17 protein-coding genes are annotated in these 17,912 nt (G+C 68.4%); 9 read left to right on the plus strand and 8 right to left on the minus strand.

Annotated features, from left to right (window positions below; all coding sequences use genetic code 11):
* Nucleotides 1–41: 41 nt before the first annotated feature.
* Nucleotides 42–593: a dihydrofolate reductase family protein gene (locus ACZ3HV_RS39335; RefSeq protein WP_465692332.1), complete on the minus strand. Its 552-nt coding sequence runs from the start codon at nt 591–593 to the stop codon at nt 42–44.
* A gap of 53 nt (nt 594–646) precedes the next feature.
* A complete protein-coding gene (locus ACZ3HV_RS39340; protein WP_465692334.1) occupies nt 647–1,258 on the minus strand; it encodes a hypothetical protein in 612 nt (203 codons plus the stop codon).
* A gap of 233 nt (nt 1,259–1,491) precedes the next feature.
* Here ACZ3HV_RS39340 and ACZ3HV_RS39345 point away from each other — a divergent pair, with 233 nt between their 5' ends.
* Nucleotides 1,492–2,412, plus strand: coding sequence for an endonuclease/exonuclease/phosphatase family protein (locus ACZ3HV_RS39345; protein ID WP_465692429.1), 921 nt, complete (start codon nt 1,492–1,494; stop codon nt 2,410–2,412).
* Here the strand turns inward: ACZ3HV_RS39345 and ACZ3HV_RS39350 are convergent.
* Genes ACZ3HV_RS39350 through ACZ3HV_RS39360 form a run of 3 tightly spaced genes read right to left on the minus strand, consistent with a single transcriptional unit; the run spans nt 2,401 to nt 4,644 of the window.
* Complete coding sequence (locus tag ACZ3HV_RS39350; protein WP_465692336.1) at nt 2,401–3,042, minus strand: response regulator; 642 nt, start codon at nt 3,040–3,042, stop codon at nt 2,401–2,403. The genes ACZ3HV_RS39345 and ACZ3HV_RS39350 overlap by 12 nt on opposite strands.
* A complete protein-coding gene (locus tag ACZ3HV_RS39355; protein ID WP_465692338.1) occupies nt 3,035–4,162 on the minus strand; it encodes a sensor histidine kinase in 1,128 nt (375 codons plus the stop codon). The genes ACZ3HV_RS39350 and ACZ3HV_RS39355 overlap by 8 nt, the downstream gene beginning before the upstream one ends.
* Nucleotides 4,159–4,644, minus strand: a complete 486-nt coding sequence (locus tag ACZ3HV_RS39360) for a hypothetical protein (protein ID WP_360367207.1) — start codon at nt 4,642–4,644, stop codon at nt 4,159–4,161. Before ACZ3HV_RS39360 ends, ACZ3HV_RS39355 begins: the two co-directional genes overlap by 4 nt.
* Before the next feature lie 383 nt (nt 4,645–5,027).
* Between ACZ3HV_RS39360 and ACZ3HV_RS39365 the strand changes: the two genes are divergently transcribed.
* Together ACZ3HV_RS39365 and ACZ3HV_RS39370 are read left to right on the plus strand one after the other, a co-directional pair.
* On the plus strand, nt 5,028–5,795 hold the full coding sequence (locus ACZ3HV_RS39365; RefSeq protein WP_360367213.1) for a phytanoyl-CoA dioxygenase family protein: 768 nt from the start codon (nt 5,028–5,030) through the stop codon (nt 5,793–5,795).
* A complete protein-coding gene (locus ACZ3HV_RS39370; RefSeq protein ID WP_465692341.1) occupies nt 5,792–6,682 on the plus strand; it encodes a helix-turn-helix domain-containing protein in 891 nt (296 codons plus the stop codon). The genes ACZ3HV_RS39365 and ACZ3HV_RS39370 overlap by 4 nt, the downstream gene beginning before the upstream one ends.
* A 41-nt stretch (nt 6,683–6,723) precedes the next feature.
* On the opposite strand, the gene ACZ3HV_RS39375 is transcribed toward ACZ3HV_RS39370, so the two are convergent.
* Nucleotides 6,724–7,077 (minus strand): iron chaperone, encoded by a 354-nt coding sequence (locus ACZ3HV_RS39375; RefSeq protein WP_465692343.1) that lies wholly within the window; start codon nt 7,075–7,077, stop codon nt 6,724–6,726.
* A 188-nt stretch (nt 7,078–7,265) separates the two neighbouring features.
* Here ACZ3HV_RS39375 and ACZ3HV_RS39380 point away from each other — a divergent pair, with 188 nt between their 5' ends.
* The 5 genes from ACZ3HV_RS39380 to ACZ3HV_RS39400 all read left to right on the plus strand — a co-directional run bounded on the left by ACZ3HV_RS39380 (nt 7,266) and on the right by ACZ3HV_RS39400 (nt 14,317).
* Nucleotides 7,266–8,126 carry a trypsin-like serine protease gene (locus ACZ3HV_RS39380; RefSeq protein WP_465692345.1) on the plus strand — a complete coding sequence of 287 codons (861 nt, stop codon included), beginning with the start codon at nt 7,266–7,268 and terminating at the stop codon, nt 8,124–8,126.
* A 226-nt stretch (nt 8,127–8,352) separates the two neighbouring features.
* Nucleotides 8,353–10,833, plus strand: coding sequence for a leucine--tRNA ligase (gene leuS, locus ACZ3HV_RS39385; RefSeq protein WP_465692346.1), 2,481 nt, complete (start codon nt 8,353–8,355; stop codon nt 10,831–10,833).
* Between the two features lie 22 nt (nt 10,834–10,855).
* Complete coding sequence (locus ACZ3HV_RS39390; protein ID WP_465692348.1) at nt 10,856–11,275, plus strand: YjbQ family protein; 420 nt, start codon at nt 10,856–10,858, stop codon at nt 11,273–11,275.
* Nucleotides 11,276–11,376: 101 nt separating this feature from the next.
* The gene (locus tag ACZ3HV_RS39395; protein WP_465692350.1) at nt 11,377–11,571 is read left to right on the plus strand and encodes a hypothetical protein; all 195 of its coding nucleotides are present in this window, start codon (nt 11,377–11,379) and stop codon (nt 11,569–11,571) included.
* 169 nt (nt 11,572–11,740) lie between these two features.
* Nucleotides 11,741–14,317, plus strand: coding sequence for an ATP-binding protein (locus ACZ3HV_RS39400; protein ID WP_465692352.1), 2,577 nt, complete (start codon nt 11,741–11,743; stop codon nt 14,315–14,317).
* A gap of 693 nt (nt 14,318–15,010) precedes the next feature.
* On the opposite strand, the gene ACZ3HV_RS39405 is transcribed toward ACZ3HV_RS39400, so the two are convergent.
* Nucleotides 15,011–16,384, minus strand: coding sequence for an FAD-binding oxidoreductase (locus tag ACZ3HV_RS39405; RefSeq protein WP_465692354.1), 1,374 nt, complete (start codon nt 16,382–16,384; stop codon nt 15,011–15,013).
* A gap of 60 nt (nt 16,385–16,444) precedes the next feature.
* A complete protein-coding gene (locus tag ACZ3HV_RS39410; protein ID WP_465692356.1) occupies nt 16,445–16,954 on the minus strand; it encodes a pyridoxamine 5'-phosphate oxidase family protein in 510 nt (169 codons plus the stop codon).
* A gap of 86 nt (nt 16,955–17,040) precedes the next feature.
* Between ACZ3HV_RS39410 and ACZ3HV_RS39415 the strand changes: the two genes are divergently transcribed.
* A complete protein-coding gene (locus ACZ3HV_RS39415; protein ID WP_465692357.1) occupies nt 17,041–17,883 on the plus strand; it encodes a DegV family protein in 843 nt (280 codons plus the stop codon).
* Nucleotides 17,884–17,912: the final 29 nt, after the last annotated feature.

Here is a 17,912-nt window from a genome sequence, read left to right on the forward strand (position 1 = left end):
CGCGTGCTTTCCTGCTCCTGCGTCGCACGCGGTCGGGCGGGTCAGTTGGCTACTTGGTAGTGGAGGTGGATGAAGCCGCTGGGGAAGCGGTGTTCGTCTACAAGGGCTAGCTGGGCGGTCAGGTTGTTGGGGAGGGCTGGTTTGCCGGCTCCGACGATGATGGGGGCCAGGTAGAGGTGGAGTTCGTCGACCAGGCCGGCGTGGAGGGCTTGGCCGGCTAGGTTGGCGCCGCCGATGCCTAGGTCGGCGGCTGAGGAGTCTTTCAGTTGCTGGATCGGGTCGGGTTCGAAGGTGCGCCAGATGCGGGTTCTGGCGCTCGTCACGGCGTGCAGTGTGCGTGAGTACACGACCTTCTCCGCCGCTCGCCAGATCTCCGCGAACTCCCGCGACACCTGCGAGTCGTCGTCGGCGGTTTCCCAGTAGACCATCGTTTCGTACATCCGGCGTCCGTACAGATAGGTCGCGATCGGGCGCTCCAGCTCGTTGACGAACGCATGCACCTCCTCGTCCGGTGCCGCCCAGTCGAACCGGCCGTCCGCGTCCTCGATGTACCCGTCGAGCGACATGATCGCCGTATAGATCAGCTTGGCCATCTCAAACTCCCTTCACCGGAAGCAGTCCCCGCTCCGCTAACCCGGGGGCGGGCTCAGTCCGGGACGCGGCCGCGGTCGGTGACTGCGATGGTTGGCGCGCACCGGTGGACCGCCGCGCACAGGTCGTCGAAGGGGAGTGGGCGGCCGAGGATCTCGAAGGTTCCGGGCCACGGGCGGGACGGGCCCCAGGCTTTCGAGCTGCGCGGCAAGGCATCGTCGTCGTACCGCAGGACGATCAGATACGGATGCCAGGACTCGCTCTCGCCGTTGTCGTTGTGGCGCTCGACCCGGCACAGGCCGTGCACCTCGGACCACGGGATCGTCTGCGGCTGTTCGCCGCCCAGGTAGATCCCGGCGTTGTCGACGGTCAGGAGTACGTCGTCATCGTCGGCCTCACGGCGTTCCTCGTACGCCGTGATCGCGCCGACCAGGAGCAGGATCGGCAGCCCGACCGCGAAGATCAGCGGCATGCCGCCCCAGGCCAGCCAGACCGCCTCGAGCGGCTCCCGGATCGGGCCGCCCCTGATCGACTGGATCACGACGAGCAGCACCGTGAGCAGGACCATCAGTCCGAACAGCAGCGTGCCGAGGTAGAGCGCGGTCCTCGTCGTTCCCAGGCCGCGCCGCTTCACGACGAACGGCTCGGCGCTCCGCACAGACGACATACCCGCATTGTCAGGGCTCTCCGCACAACGCACCAGATCTCTCACAGATCGCTAATCATTTCGGTCTGATCCGGTCGTCCGGAGGGATGAATTAGGCCTCCTTGACCGGGCACGGACTTTGGTACGGCGCGAGACTCCGCAACAATCGCTCCATGTCGGACCGCCAGACCGCAGTCGCCGCCGCCAAGCCGCCGCGTCCGCGCACCGCCTCACGGCGGCGCCGGAAGGGCGGCATGTGGCGCCGTGGCTGGTTCATCGCCGTCCTCGCGGTCCTGTCCGCGCTGCCGCTGCTGTTCCACCGCTGGGTCCCGAACTCGGTCGGCAACCTCGGCAGCCTGCTCGACACCTTCCTGCCCTGGGTCGGCGTCGCCATCCCGATCCTCGCGATCGCGGCCCTGGTACGGCGCTCTGCCACCGCAGCCGTCGCGCTGCTGCTGCCGCTGGCCGTGTGGGCCTACATGTTCGGGAACCTGCTGATCCCCGGCAAGGGTGGCGGTGGCGACTACGACTTGCGTGTTCTGTCTCACAACGTCGACGCGGCCAACCCGGATCCGAAGTACACCGCGCAGGATCTGCTCGCCGCCGACGCGGACGTGATGGCGCTGGAGGAGATCACCGCGGCGGACATGAAGGTCTACAAGGCCGAGTTCGCCAAGACCTATCCGTACGAGGTCTCCGGGGACACGGTCGCCCTCTGGTCGAAGTACCCGGTCGCGGAGAGTAAGTCGGTCGACGTCGGCTTCAAGTGGACGCGTGCGCTGCGGGCCGAGGTCAGTACGCCGGAGGGCAAGGTCGCGGTGTACGTCGCGCACCTCGCGTCGGTGCGGGTCGGCACCAGCGGCTTCACCTCGGACCAGCGCAACGACACCATCAAGGCGCTCGGCCGGCAGATCGCCGACGAGAAACTGGCCGGCGTGATCGTGATGGGTGACTTCAACGGTACGGCGAACGACCGCAGCCTGGCCCCGCTGACCTCCGGACTCCGCTCGGCCCAGGGGGCAGCCGGCCAAGGCTTCGGATTCACCTGGCCGGCCAAGTTCCCGATGGCCCGGATCGACCACATCATGGTGCGCGGAGTCACGCCGACCAAGGCCTGGGTGATGAAGCCCACCGGCAGCGACCACCGGCCGGTGATCGCCGAGCTACGGGTCTGACGCGATCCCTTTGCGGTAGGCGTAGCGAACCGCCTCCGCGCGGTGGCGGGCACCGATCTTGGCGAACGTGTTGTTGATGTGCGTCTTCACGGTCGCCTCGCCGATGAACAGGTGCGCGGCGATCTCCGGGTTGCTGAGTCCGCGCGCGATCAACCGCAGTACTTCGGTCTCGCGCGCCGTCAGCCCGTCATTGCCGGCCGGCTCAGGTGCCAGTCCGGCGATCAAGCGCTTGGATACCTCGGGGTCGAACGTGGACTGACCGGCCGCGGTCGAACGCAGTGCCGCACCGATCTCGGCCCGGCCCGCGTCCTTGGTGAGGTACCCACGCGCACCGGCCCGGAGGGCGGTCGCGATCGACGCGTCATCGGCGTACGTCGTCAGCACGAGTACGGCGACCTCCGGGAAGCCGGCCGTGATCCGCGCGGTCGCCGCGACACCGTCCAGAACCGGCATCTTCAGATCCATCAGCACGACGTCCACGTTGCCCTGGGCAACGAGCGCGACCGCTTCCACGCCGTTCCCGGCGGCACCGGTGACCTCGATCCCGTCCAGCAGGCCGAGCAGCGCGACGAGTCCCTCGCGCACCACCTGCTGGTCGTCAGCGACGACTACTCGGATGACGTCATTCATCTGGCACCTCCGCGACCACCAGCCAGTCGTCCCCGTCCGGACCTGCCGTCAGCGTGCCACCGACCAGGGCCAGCCGTTCCCGCATCCCCGTCAGCCCGAACCCGGTACCGCTCGTCGCTCCCTTGTTCCGGACGGTCAGCCGCACGCCGTCCCCGTAGCCGAGCTCGACCGCCACGGTCCGGCCGGTCGCGTGTTTCGCCGCATTCGTCAGTGCTTCCCGCGCGGCGTTGAGCAACGCCACGATCACGCCGGAATCCAGTCGCCGCGACGCGCCGTGCACCTTCAGCCGGACCTGCGTGCCGTGATCCTTCTCGTGCTGCTCCACCAGCGCCGCGAGCGCCTGGCGGAGGTCCAGCACCTCATCGGCCCGCAAGGCCGCCACGGCGTTCCGTGCCTCGTCGAGCCCTTGGACGGCGAGCCGCCGCGACCGCCGTACGCGGTCGAGCGCTCCCTCCGCATCGCCGCGTTCCGCGAGCAGTGCCTCGGCCACCTCGAGCTGGACGCTGAGTGCGCCGAGGGAGTGCGCGAGTACGTCGTGCAGATCGCGGGCAATCCGGCCGCGTTCCTCCAGCGCCGCCGCCCGGGCGTGTTCGCTCTGCGCCAACCGGGTCTGTTCGAGCAGTCGCTCGGTCTGCCGTGCCTGAACCTCGTATTGCCGCCGGTTCAACCCGAAGGCGACGAGTACGGCGGTCCACATCAGCTGGGTGAAGTACCAGGTGTCCGGCTTGTCGAACCACCACGCCGAGACCGCGTACGCCGCCGCGACACCGATGCCGGCGGCGATGATCGGCCGATTACCGGGCCGGCGGAAGTCGATGACGGCGATGTCGCTGATCGCGACCAGAGCCAGCACCAGGGAGTTCGATTCCGGGTAGCCGGCGATCAGGGCGTTGCTCACGGCAACGGCCGAGAGCAGCGTGAGAGCGCCGTACGGCCTGGTCGCCATCAGCGTCGACCCGGCCAGGAAGGCGACGAAGCTCACGCCGAGCACGACCCAGACCCAGGCGTCGGCGGGCCGCGCGGTGGCCAGAATGGCGATCGCGACGCCACCGGTCAGCACACGGCCGACCCAGCCGCTCTCACCGTGCGGCCTGGCCGGCAGGTAGGCCTTCAACGTCACCGGCTGCTGTACTCCTCTGCGTCGCGGTGTGCCTTGGACTGGATGACCAGCGACTGGGTCAGCAGGTTCGCGCCCAGGGAGACCAGTAGTGAGCCGCCGCCGGAGGCCGCCGCGCCGATCAGGTGCCCGAGGCCCGCCAGCCCGAGCCGGACGACCACGTAGGCCACCATGATGCCGAGTCCCGGCAGCCCGAGCCGGAAGAACACCTTCCCGGCGCGCCGCTCGACTTGGGCCACCCGCCCGGCGGCGACGCCGGCCACCAGCGCGACAGCGGCGCCCACGACCAGCAGGGCGGTGTCCAGGACGCCCAGTTGCGCGTGCCGGTCGTACAGCTGGTAGACCCCGATCCCCATCATCACGAGCGGGCCGCGCCAGACATCGGCGTCGGAGTTCTCCAGCTCGGACCAGGACAGCCGCCGGGCCATCACGGCGACGACGACGGCGATCACGACCAGTGCGTTGGGCAGCGTTCCGAAGCTCATGGCCAGGACGGTAGGTCGCGCGGACCCGGGTCGCGGACCGTCCACGGGTGGAGATCCGGGTGGAGGTGGCTCTCGGCGCGGGTCGGCGCGACTGTAGTTGAAAGCAGGAGTAACGTTTCGCACCGGTAACATCACGAGGCGTCACATCGACGATCCGGAGGGCCGATGCTCCCGCAAGACTCCATCCTGCTCTGGGCCCGGTTGCGTCCGATCGCCGTACCGGTGGAAGAAAAGACCACCGAGGAGTAACCCGCGTCTGTTGCGGCTGGGAGCGCTCGGATTGTAAGCGTGTCCGTTTGACGAACATCGGCGTCCGGCGCGGTCCTGCCGTCCGGGCACCGATTTTCCTACGCTCGAAGTACCCGATCAGGAGGACATCGACGATGACGATCACTTCGAGCAGCCCGGAGCTGTCGACGCTGGCGCAGCAGTACGCCGACGACGGCTTCGTGCTGGTGAAAGGCCTGCTCAGCAAGGAAGAAGCGGCCTACTACCGGCAGCGCAGCCACGACCTGCTGGCTCAGCTGAACCGCCACGACGACCCGACCTGGAAGTCCGCGATGGGGCTGTCCGGCGGTGCGACCCGGCTGCAGCACCTGCACGACGCGCAGTTCTACGACGCCGCGTTCTCCAAGCTGCTCGTGGACCCGCGGTTCACCGACGTGGCCGCTGCGGTGATGGGCGTGGAGAACGTCCAGCTGCACCACACCAAGCTGTTCGTGAAGCCGCCGGAGAACGGTTCGCCGTTCCCGCTGCACCAGGACTACCCGTTCTTCCCGCACACCTACCACCGGGTCGGCGCGGCGATCTTCCACTTCGACGACGCGCCTCTCGAGAAAGGGTGCGTCAGGATCATTCCGGGCAGCCACAAGGAGGGTCCGCGTGAGCACGACCCGGAGGGCTCGTACCACTTGCCCGACGTACCGTTCGAGTCGGCGACACCGCAGCCGGCCGAGGCGGGCGACGTCCTGTTCTTCACCTACCTGACCGTGCACGGGTCCGGGGTGAACGTGAGCGACCAAGCGCGGACCACCTGGCTGATCCAGTACCGCGACCCGGCGGACCCGCCGACGGTCAAGACGCACGACCACTCCCTCGGGCAGGGCATGATTCTGCGAGGAGTCGACCCCACGGGCAGGAGTGCTGTTTGAGCCTCGCGGATGTCGCTGCGGCGGACCGCTTCGTCGACCTCGCCGGACTGCTGGAGTCCTGCGAGGTCGACGGCTTCCACGCGGACTTCCTCAGCTGGGGGCACTACCGCCCGGAGTACTGGCGCAACTACTGGCACAGCCACTCGTTCCACGAGGTCTGCCTCGCGTACTCGGGCGAGGGGCGCTTCAACTCAGGCTCGGTCGAGTACGACGTCCGCCCGGGCTCGGTGTTCCTGGCCCGGCCCGGCGACGTCCACGAGATCGAGTCGAGCCGGACCGAGCCACTGGGCATCGCCTTCTGGGGTTTCACCTTCCGCCCTGGAACAGACGAAACAGGTTGGTGGTCAGGCCTGACGCGCGCCGACGGTCCCGTCCTGTCGGACAGAACGGGATCGCTGCCGGCACTCATTGCGGCGCTGGCCGCTGAGGCTGCGGCTCCGCTCTCCGGCTACAACACCGCCCTGGCGGCTCTTGGCTCCACTCTGGTGCTCGAAACCGCCCGAGCCTTCGCACTAGATGAGGACCTGGCTGTGGAGCCCGTTCGGCGCGACAGGGGTCCGATGGTGGTGGATGCGATGCAGCGGCACCTCCGCGACAACCTGTCCCGGCCAATCACCGTCCGGGACGTCGCAGCCGCAGCGCACCTGTCCGAGCGCCACGCCGAGCGGCTGTTCCAGCAGCAGACCGGTGCGTCGATCATGTCGACCCTGCGTCGGCTACGGCTGGAACTCGCCGCACAGTTGCTCCTCGACCCCGCGATGACCGTGACGGACGTGGCCCGGTCCTGCGGGTACTCCGACGTACGCCCGTTCTCGACGGCGTTCCGGCGACACTACGGGCGCACACCGGGGGAGCACCGGCGTACCGGCGGCACAGAGTTCGTTTAGACGACAGAGAACAAGGTTCCGATCAAGGACCAGGCGTCGGCTCAACGACCGGAGCCGGTGATCTCGGCCATCCGATGCCGGACGAGCCCGCGCACAGCGGCCTCCGGGAGCGAGGCCCCGACGGTGAAGCGGATCGTTCCCTTGGACAGGTCGAAGCCCGTCAGCCGCTCGCGCACGGCGTCGATCGCCGCAGGACTGAAGGGAAAGATGCTGAGGTGGTGCTCGGCGGCGCGAAAGCCGAGCAACGGCTTCCCGTGGTACTTGAGCGCCGCCATGCCGTAACTCGTCCCCTGTTCGGCGGCCGGTGCCTCATCCATGGCCAGCGCGCGCAGACGCTCGAAGGCAGCGCGCCGGTCCGCATCCAGGCTGTCGAAGTACTCGTCCACCGCCGTCATGACAAGAAGCTACGACCGCCCGGTCACCACCACCAGCCCGGTGAGAAGGACACCTGCTCCGCGCTGTCGGTGCGGAGGACGGCCTCTGCTAGACCGGTCACACAGCGTAGTGAAACGACATCTGGACAGCGCAGCGGGTGACTGCTCCAATGCACCCAGGTATTCCGCCGTACCCCTGGAGGGGACACATGAGGAGTCGACTCGGCCGCATCATCGGCATCTGCGCACTGGCTCTCGGGCTGGCCATCACACCGGCGCTGTCCGCCAGTGCCATCACCGGCGGCGAACCCGACGGCAACGGCCATCCAGCTGTCGGGTTGATCCTGTTCTACCAACCGGACGGCCGCTTCCGGTGTACGGCGACGCTGGTGTCGCCCACGGTGCTGGTGACCGCGGCGCACTGCACGCTGGGCACGCTCGGGAAGACGCTGGTGACGTTCGACTCCGTGATCGCCGAGCAGCCGCCGTCGCCGTTCCCGGTGGCCGCGGACCCGACGAAGGGCTACACCCAGGCTGAGCTGGAGATGGCCGGCTACAAGTCCGGTACGGCGCACGCGCATCCGAACTACTCCAACTTCACCGACCTGGCCAACTGGAACGACGTCGGCGTGATTGTGCTCGACCGTCCGGTGACGAACATCGCCCCCGCCAAGATCGCGCCGCAGAACTACCTGAACGCGTACCAGCAGCCCAAGCTGAACAGCACCATCTTCACCTCGGTCGGCTACGGCACCGAGGTCCGCAAGGCCGACTCCGGTCCGCAGAAGCCCACGCCGATGTCATACCCGCTGTTGCGCCGCTGGGCCGACGAGCCGGGCCAGAAGCTCACTCCGCAGATCCTGCAGGTGAACGGGAACGAGAACGACAACCGTGGCACCGGCGGCACGTGCTTCGGTGACTCCGGCGGCCCGACGTACCACGGCGGCTACGTGGTGACCGTGACCAGTTACGGCTATACCCAGAACTGCCGTTACCTCGACGGCCTCCAGCGGGTCGACATCAAGGTCGTCCAGGACTGGCTGAAGACGTACGGCGTACCGATCGGCTGACAGTCCGTCGCTACCGGTGCCGCGACCATCTCAGTAGGTCGCGGCACCGGTGCTATCCTGGGGCCCATGCGAGTGAGCCTGCTCCTTAGTTAGCCGTACTGGCATCAAGGCGCCATGAGAGCGCCGGTCAGTGCGGCGTCCCCTCCTGTGCGAGGGGCTTTTTCATTTCCAGGGATGCCTTCTGGCACATTTAGGCTCAACAACCACGATTCGCAGGAGTAGGACAGTGAGCGAGCAGGTGGAGGACGCCCCGATCGACCGGGGTGGGTACGACTTCAACGCCATGCAGGCCAAGTGGCGCCCGGTCTGGGAGAAGCTGGACCCGTTCAAGGCGCGCGACGACGGCACGGCCGAGCGGCGCTACGCGCTCACGATGTTCTCCTACCCCTCCGGCGACCTGCACATGGGTCACGCCGAGGTGTTCGCGCTGCACGACGTGCTGTCGCGCTACTGGTTCCAGCAGGGGTACGACGTCCTGAACCCGATCGGCTGGGACTCGTTCGGGCTGCCGGCCGAGAACGCGGCGATCAAGCGCAACGAGCACCCGGCGACGTACACCTACGCCAACATCGAGACCCAGGCCGAGTCGATCCACCGGTATGCGATGAGCTTCGACTGGTCCCGCCGGCTGCACACGTCCGACCCGGAGTACTACCGGTGGACGCAGTGGCTGTTCCTGCGGTTCTACGAGCGCGGGCTGGCTTACCGCAAGGCGTCGTACGTGAACTGGTGCCCGCACGACCAGACCGTGCTGGCCAACGAGCAGGTGATCCAGGGCCGCTGTGAGCGGTGCGGGCACGAGGTCACCAAGCGCGAGCTGACCCAGTGGTACTTCAAGACCACGGAGTACGCCCAGCGGCTGCTGGACGACATGGAGTTGCTGCAGTGGCCGGAAGAGATCCTGCTGATGCAGCGCAACTGGATCGGCCGGTCCGAGGGCGCGTTCGCGAGCTTCCAGGTCGAGGGCCGGGACGAGCCGATCAAGGTCTTCACCACCCGGCCGGACACGCTGTTCGGCGCCACCTTCATGGTGGTCGCGCCGGATGCGAAGCTGGCCGCCGAACTGGTCACGCCGGAGCAGCAGGCCGCCTTCGACGAGTACCTGGCCGCGGTCAAGTCCGAGACCGAGATCGAGCGGCTGAGCACCGAGCGGGACAAGACCGGTGTCTTCCTGGGCTCGTACGCGATCAACCCGGTGACCGGGCAGCGGATCCCGATCTGGGCGGCCGACTACGTGCTGGCCGACTACGGCACCGGCGCGATCATGGCGGTGCCCGGCCAGGACACCCGGGACTGGGAGTTCGCGGAGAAGTTCGAGCTGCCGATCGTGCGGACCGTCGAGCCCGCGGCGGACTTCGACGGCAAGGCGTACACGGGTGAGGGCCCGGCGATCAACAGCGCCAACGACGAGATCAGCCTGGACGGGCTGGACGTGGCCGAGGCCAAGTCGCGGATCATCGACTGGCTGGAGACCAAGGGGCTGGGCGAGCGGACGATCAACTACCGGCTGCGCGACTGGCTGCTGAGCCGGCAGCGGTACTGGGGCTGCCCGATCCCGATCATCCACTGCCCGTCCTGCGGCGAGGTGCCGGTCCCGGACGACCAGCTGCCGATGGAGCTGCCCGACCTGCGCGGCGCCGACCTGGCGCCGAAGGGCGTGTCGCCACTGGCGGCCGACCGCGAGTGGGTCGAGGTCGACTGCCCGAAGTGCGGCGGCAAGGCCGAGCGCGACACCGACACGATGGACACCTTCGTCGACTCGTCCTGGTACTTCCTGCGCTACCTGTCGCCGGAGTTTGTCGAGGGCCCGTTCGACCCGGCCGCGGCCGAGCGCTGGATGTCGGTGTACCAGTACGTCGGCGGCAAAGAGCACGCCGTACTGCATCTCCTGTACGCGCGGTTCTTCGTCAAGGCGCTGCACGACATGGGCCTGCTGACCGTGGTCGAGCCGTTCACCCGGCTGCTGAACCAGGGCCAGGTCGTCAACCAGGGCAAGGCGATGAGCAAGTCGCTGGGCAACGGGGTGAACCTGGGTGACCAGATCGACCTGTACGGCGTCGACGCGATCCGGCTGACCATGGTGTTCGCCGGTCCGCCGTCGGACGACATCGACTGGGCCGACATGTCGCCGGGTGGCTCGCTGAAGTTCCTGCAGCGGGCGTGGCGGCTGGCGGGATCGGTCGAGGCGCCGGTGGGCACGGATCCCTCGACCGGTGACGTCGAGCTGCGCAAGGTCACCCACCGGACGGTGGCGGACGCGGCCGAGCTGATCGACTCGATGCGGTTCAACGTGATGGTGGCCCGGATCATGGAGCTGGTGAACGCGACCCGGAAGGCGATCGACGCCGGCCCGGGCGCGGCCGACCCGGCCGTCCGTGAGGCGGTTGAGACGGTGGCGATCCTGCTGAGCCTGGTCGCGCCGTACACGGCCGAGGAGATGTGGGAAGAGCTGGGCCACGAGCCGACCGTCGCCAAGGCCGGCTGGCCGCAGGTCGACCCGGCATTGCTGGTTCAGGACTCGGTCACCTGCGTGGTCCAGATCGCCGGCAAGGTGAAGGACCGGCTGGAGGTCTCGCCGGACATCTCCGACGCCGACCTGGAGCAGCTGGCGCTGGCGTCCGAGGCGGTCCTGAAGGCCCTGGACGGCCGCGGCACCCGCAAGGTCATCGTCCGCGCGCCGAAACTGGTCAACATCGTTCCGGCCTAGAGCCCGGGGCTACGCTGCTCAGATGCGTTCTGAGCTGATCGACATCGCGACCGGCGGGACCGAGGTCGTGTTCGACCTGACGAGCAGGTGCGAGCAGTTCGTCGCCGCTGAGGCCCACCAGGCCCAGGGCGACGGACTGCTGCACCTGTTCGTGCCGCATGCGACCGCGGGGATCGCCATCCTCGAGACCGGCGCAGGCAGCGACACGGACCTGCTCGCGGTGCTCGAGGAGTTGCTGCCGCGTGACTTCTCCTGGCGGCACCGGCACGGTACGCCGGGGCACGGGCGTGACCACGTGCTGCCCGCGCTGATCCCGCCGTACGCGACCGTCCCGGTGGTCGACGGGCGGCTGGCGCTCGGCACCTGGCAGTCGATCTGCCTGGTCGACACCAATGTGGACAATCCCCGGCGCCAGGTGCGACTTTCCTGGCTGCCTGGTTAACGGACTACCGGGTAACTCGCTATTCGCGGATTTTGCTGACTTATCCCGATGTTGCGGGGGGCGTTACGTTCGCGAAACACACCTCCGCTTGAATTGTTCGCATGGCAGCCCTTGACTCCCTGCGCGACATCACCGCGGACCTGCTGATTCGCGCCACTCGCGGGATCTGCGCCGGCAGCCTGCTGAACGCGGATTCCGGCCGCAGCGACACCCGTGCCCGGCTCGACGACTGGGCCGCGGTGCTTTCTCTCTACACCGGAGAAAATGAATCCACCTCGGTTCGGGCGACCGCTTGAAACAGTTCTTCTGCCTGCTCAGTAATTGCAGCCTGAATCAAATTGTTGCCCTCATCAACGTCTTGGTGTGATCCAGGCCGCATCCCGCGCCTCGGTTCGGCCCGACGCCGGGCCCGCTGTCACGCTATGTTGTGACAGGTACGTGAGGCCTTCAGAGGGGTGACGGGCTGTGTCGGACGCGGGTGGCCGGGCTGGTCGGCGGGGTTTCGCCGATCTCTTGCTCGACCTACGGGTCCAGGCCGGCCTCTCGCAGGAGGAGCTGGCCGAGCAGGCCGGGCTGAGCGTCCGATCGATCCGTGAGATGGAGGCCGGCCGGGTGGCCCGCCCTCGCAAGGACTCGGTCCGGCTGCTCGCCTCCGCGCTCGGACTGCAAAGCGACGACACGGACCATTTCCTCGCCGCCGCCGGACATGGCACCGGAACTGGCCGTGCGACCGTGCGGCCCGTCATCTCGGTGGCCGACCCTGCTCCGACCGGACTGCGCTGGCGCGGCACGAGACCCATCCCCGACGGTCTTGTCGGTCGTGAGCAGGAGTTGCTGGAGCTGGAGACGCTGCTGCAGCAGAACCGGCTGGTGACGCTCGTCGGCCCTGGCGGGGTCGGCAAGACCGAGCTCGCCCTCGCCGCCGCCGACCGGTTCTCTGGTGCGGACACCACAGTGGTGGTCGTCGACCTCACCACCGTCCAGCGCGATGCCGCAGTACCGTCGGCCATCCTGGACGCCTTCGGCACCGCCCCCGGTACGTCGGACCTCGACGACGTCCTGTCCGGACGCGAGCCAGGGGACCTGGTGATCGTCGAGGACAACGCCGAGCATGTGCTCGACGGAGTCGCCACGGTCGCGAACCGGATGGTCCGCAGCTTCCCGGGCATCGGCGTACTGGTGACGTCGCGGATTCCGCTCGGACTGCCCGACGAGGTGGTCCGCCGGGTCCAGGTGCTCGGCGTACCGGAGAACGACAAGGACTTCGACGAGATTGCAGCCAGCCCGGCGGTGGAGATGTTCTGCCGGCGGGTGGCGCGGGTGCGGCCCGGTTTCGCGCTGACCGAGGAGAACGCGGCCACGGTGGCTCGCCTGTGCCGGCGGTTGGATGGGTTGCCGCTCGCCTTGGAGCTGGCGGCCGCGCGGGCCGGGTCACTGCCGGTGGAGACGATACTGTCTGCGCTGGATGACCGGTTCCGGCTGCTGTCCGGGCCGCGACGGTTCGGTGCGCCGCACCAGCGGACGCTGGCCGACACGATCGCGTGGAGCGTCGACGCACTGTCCGATCCGGCGCGGCAGTTGCTCTATCGGGCGTCTGTGCTCGGATCGCCGTTCACCCTCGATGCTGTGGCCGGGGTCTGTACGGGCGCTCCGATCGACGCTGCCGACGTACCGATGCTGCTGGCCGAGCTGGTGGAGAAGTCGCTGCTGCAACCGGTCCACGAGTTCGAGCAGCTGTACGGCACTCGCTACAAGTTGCTGGAGACGATCCGGGAGCACGCGTACGCCGGTCTGTCGTCGCAAGGCGATGATCTGATCGAGTTCCGGGACCGCGCGGTCGATTGGTGTTCGACGTACATGTCCGGGCTGGAAGGCGCGTGGTCGTCGCCGGACCGGGATCGGCGGTATCGGGCCGCGCATGCGAACTCCGCTTTGTTCGAGGTGGCGCTGGAGCGCGCGTCCGAGCTCGGGCAGTGGGATGTGGCCGCGCGGATCGTGCTGGGGTTCCGGATCGCCTGGCAGTACCAGGCGAGCGTGGCCGAGAGCGGGATCCGCTGGGCGACCCTGTGCGCCGACAACGTCGAGGACAAGGAAGTCAGTGGCAGGTTGCTCGCGATCGCGGGACGGCTGTCCAGCCTGACTGGTGACATCCGTGGAGCCCGCCGGCACTACGAGGCGGCGCGCACGCTCATCCCTGGCGAGACCGAGATGGGTCTGGTCGCTCGCGGCGGCTGGGTGTCGTCGGGATCGCACCTGCTCGACACTCGGAGTCTGGCCGAGATCCCGGCGCTGGTGGACGACGCGCGCAAACACGGTGACCTCCAGCGGTCGGCGACCGTACAGGCGATCTGTGGGCTCGCTCTGCTGCGTTGGGGCCGATTGCCGGAGGCAAAGGAGCTCCTGCTCGCGTGGGAGGCCGCACTGGTCAACCCAGGCGTCTATCCGGACGAGATCGCGTACATGGCGCTCAGCCGCGTCGAGCTCGAGCTGGGCAACCTGTCCGAGGCCCGTCGCTGGGTTTTGCTGGCCCGGGACAGCCAGGCCTCGGACGATCCGGAGCGGACGAAGGTGGCCGGCTGCCTGGCCATGGTCGAGTACCACGCCGGCCGGTACGACGAGGCGCGGGCGCTGCTCGACGCGGCGGACGCCGACATCCGTGGGCACCGTGGGTACTTCGACTACCTGGTGATGCTCTACCGGTCCCGACTCGCCCGCGACGCCGGTGACGCCGAGCAGGCCCGGGTCTGCATCCGGGACGCGGTCAACCGGCTGCTGGTCGAGGGCCGGGTCGTATATCTGCTCGAAGTACTGCCTGAGGCGGTCGCCGTCCTGCACGCGCTGGGGCGGTCGGACGCGGGTGACTTGCTGTGCGGCCAGCTGCTGGCGTGGCAGCGGTCGATGGACCCGCCGATGCTGCCGACCGCGTGGGCGGTCCTGCAGGAGTCGTGTGCCAGTGCGTCCGTTGCCGAGGGGTGGCCGGAGCCTGATCCCGCAGCCGCGGTCCAGCGGCTGGCGAACGACGTACTCACCGCTCTTTCATGACGCCCTTCTGCTGAAGCTGCCGGGTAACTGCCGGTACTTCTGCCTCGTCCTGACCTGGCTGCCCGACGAAGAATTACAGCCGTAGGACAGGTTCCACGAAGCAGAGACCGACGCCGGGCAGTACGGGCAGAAAAGGGCGGTGAACCCATGAAGAGGCCATGGAACCGCACTGGACTGCCGTCGAGCTTGGGGGAGGCGACGCGGAGGGCATCCGGCGGCCGGACGGTGGGGGCGCCGATCGGCTGTCGAGAGCTCCGGAGTGCTGTGCAGTGCGGATCTGTCCTGCCTGAACCGGGTGCCGTGCGCCGTCAGGGCACCACACCCGGGGCGAGGTCCCAGCAACGGGCCAGGCACACGAAACAGGGGACGAGTGCTGCGGTCCGGCTGACACGGGGAAACCGGTGGGTTTGGTCACCCGCCGGCGGGTCAGTCGCTGGGGCCTCCCGGGACTTCGACGAGCTCGCGGTCAGAGCGGTCCACACCGGACCGGCACGGGGAGTAGCTCGCCGAGGAACCGAAAGCCACGCAGGCACGCTGGCCAACAGGGGGAGCCAGCATGCCGGCGCCATGAGGAAGCCGCCCGCTGACGCGTGGGGGGAGTCGCCAGGCTGACGCACGTGGGGACGTCAGCCCGGAGACATCCGGCAGTCAGCACAGCGAGGTGAAGGCCCCGGCGGGGTGGCCTTCACCTCGCTAGCTTGTGTCCTCGGCCGGAGGCACCGACTGGTGGAAGCGGAACCAGTTGTCCGGGTCGTACTGACGTTTGACCTCGCGGAGCCGACCGAGGTTGGGACCGTGGTAGGCGGACTCCCAGTCGGTCAGTCCGGCGTCCGGGAAGTTCGGGTAGACCCGCCCCGAGCCCCACTGATGCGTGAACTGCCACACCTCGTCCAGCCAGTCCGGAGCGGCTGCGTCTTCGACCTCGACGCTGTGCTCGAGCAGGAATGCCTCTTCGCGATGGGCAAAGGCGGTTGCTTCGGTCGGGACGCGGTTGTAGCCACCGCCCCACGGGGAGAAGCTGAACTCGCGGATCTGGCCCGGGACCCGATCGGCTGTCAGCCGAGCGACCAAATCGCTGATCGCCGCCGGCGGCATCGGTTGCCGGAAGAACTCCGACTTCACGAACCTGGGCTTTGTCGAGTCCGGCGAGTAGCCGGGGCCGACGGTCTCGAGCCGCTCGACCTCACCCAGGTAGTCGCCATGCTCGTGGAAGACCCAATGAGGCTCCACGCCGATCGCAGCGACGATGTCGGTGACCACGTCGAGTGGCCCGGTGCCGAGCATCGAGCCGAACAGATGGACCTCGGGCGGCCGGGCGGGATCGGCTGGGACGAACAGCCGGAGGTCCAGGTCGTACTCGTCCGGAGCTGAAGGTGCCCAGCGCTGGTATGCCGTCGTCACCGCGGCTGCGTGATCGTAGGCCCAGGTCAGGTCGAACGACGTCATGACGGGTGGAAGTGGCACGGTGTCGAAGACCAGGTTCGTGAGCACGCCGAGCTGGCCGCCGCCGGCGCCGCGGAGGGCCCAGAACAGGTCGGCATCATGGTTGGCGTCACACCGGACGATCGATCCGTCGGCAAGGACGAGTTCGGCCGAGACGAGGTAGTCGCACGCCAGCCCGTAAGCCCGGCCGAGGAACCCGAAGCCGCCACCGAGCACCTGTCCGGAGATGCCGACCGTCGGGCAGGTTCCGGCCGGGAGCATCCGGCCCTCTGTGGCCAGGACGTCGTAGATACCGCCCAATCGGGCTCCCGCACCGACGGTGACGAGCGTCCCCGCGAGCTCGACCCGGTCCATCGGACCGACGTCGATGAGCAGCCCGGCGGTCGTCGATCGGCCGGCGTAGCAGTGGCCGCCGCCTCTGGGGACCGTCCGGATCCCCTGATCGCGACCGAATCTGATGGCTGTCGCGACGTCGCCCGCGCTTGCGGCCCGGACGATGGCTTGTGGACAGGGTGCTGTGGGCTGCGGCCGGGCCGTTTTCGCGGCTTCGTCGTACTCAAGGGTCCCGGGAAGGAGCAGTGCTCCTTGGAGGGACGCCGCGAGTCGTTCCCACCTGACTGTCATGAGCTGACTATCCCGACGAGCTCAGGCGTGGACCACACTTTTAGCCACGGCTAAACGGCCTCAGGACTTGAGCACCGCAGCCTTGTCGAAGGCGTAGCCGACCATCCAGCTCGGTTGCAGGCGGCAGTAGACGATGTCGTCGGCCCAGCTCGACGGGGAACTGCCGTAGTGCTTCACCAGATGCGCCTCGATCTCCGCGAAGTCCGGGTGCTCCGGCGTCAGGAACTCCACGTCGCCGTGGCTGAACACGCCGATCCTCTCGCCATCGACGTACGAAAGGCTGGCGGCCGGTCTGGCCTTGAGGTGCCGCGCCTTCGCCGCCGATCCCGACGTGGTGAACACCCACCGGGCATGCAGGAAGTGCCCGTCGACCGCGCTGATCCGCGGCTCGCCGCGCGCGGTGACCGTGGCCAGGTTGAGCGTGCACATGCCGGTCAGAACCCGCACCAGGTCGTCGGCGTCCAGCCGGCGCGGGTCCGTGATGATGTTGCGCAGATGCTCCGTCGAACGCTCGTACGCCCGATCCAGAAGCTCCTGCAACTCGGTGACTTCGGCCGCTGTCTCCTTCATCTTCCGCAGTCTGGCACCGCGCGCCGACAAAGGGCGTGTCTCCCGGTTCCGGAGACACGCCCTAAACTGTCCGGTAACCTCGCTTCATGTCAGCCCGCGTGCAGGTCGTCACCGACTCCACGGCTGGCCTGTCCACGCACGAGGTGCTCCGGTACCCGCTGACCGTCGTACCGCTCCAGGTCGTCATCGGCGGGACGTCGTACGACGACGGCGCGACCTCGGCCGACGCGGTCGCTGAGGCGCTCAAGACCTTCACGCCGGTGTCGACCAGCCGCCCGGCGCCGCAGACGTTCGCCGACACGTACCTTCGCTGTGCGAAGGACGGCGCGGAGTCGGTGGTGTCGATCCACCTCTCCGGCGACATGTCCGGCACCTTCGAGGCCGCCATGATCGGCGCCAAGGACTCGCCGATCCCGGTCCGCGTGGTCGACTCCCGCTCGCTCGGCATGGGACTCGGCTTCCCGGCACTTGCCGCAGCTGCCGCAGCCGCCGAGGGGGAGGACCTGGCAGGCGTCGAGGCCGCGGCCCGCGCCCGGATGAAGTCGATCTCGGCGTACTTCTACGTCGACACCCTCGAGTACCTCCGCCGCGGCGGCCGCATCGGCGCCGCCCAGGCATTGCTCGGTACGGCGCTAGCCGTCAAACCACTGCTCACGATCAGCGGTGGCCGCATCGTCCCCCTCGAAAAGGTCCGAACCTCCAGCCGAGCCATCGCCCGCCTCGCCGACATCGCCGTCCAACGCGCCGGCGACACCCCTGTCCAGGTAGCGGTCCACCACCTGGCCAACCTGGAGAAGGCCCAAACCCTCGCCGACGGCCTGGCCACCCGCCTCCCCCAAGCCGAAGAAATAGTCCTCCGAGAAGTAGGCGCCGTCATAGGAGCCCACGTAGGCCCCGGCCTCCTCGCCGTCGTCATAGCCCCCCGGTAGCGCCACCCGACCTCCGCGCTCGGTCAACC

The sequence above is a fragment of the Kribbella sp. NPDC020701 genome (assembly GCF_055562215.1).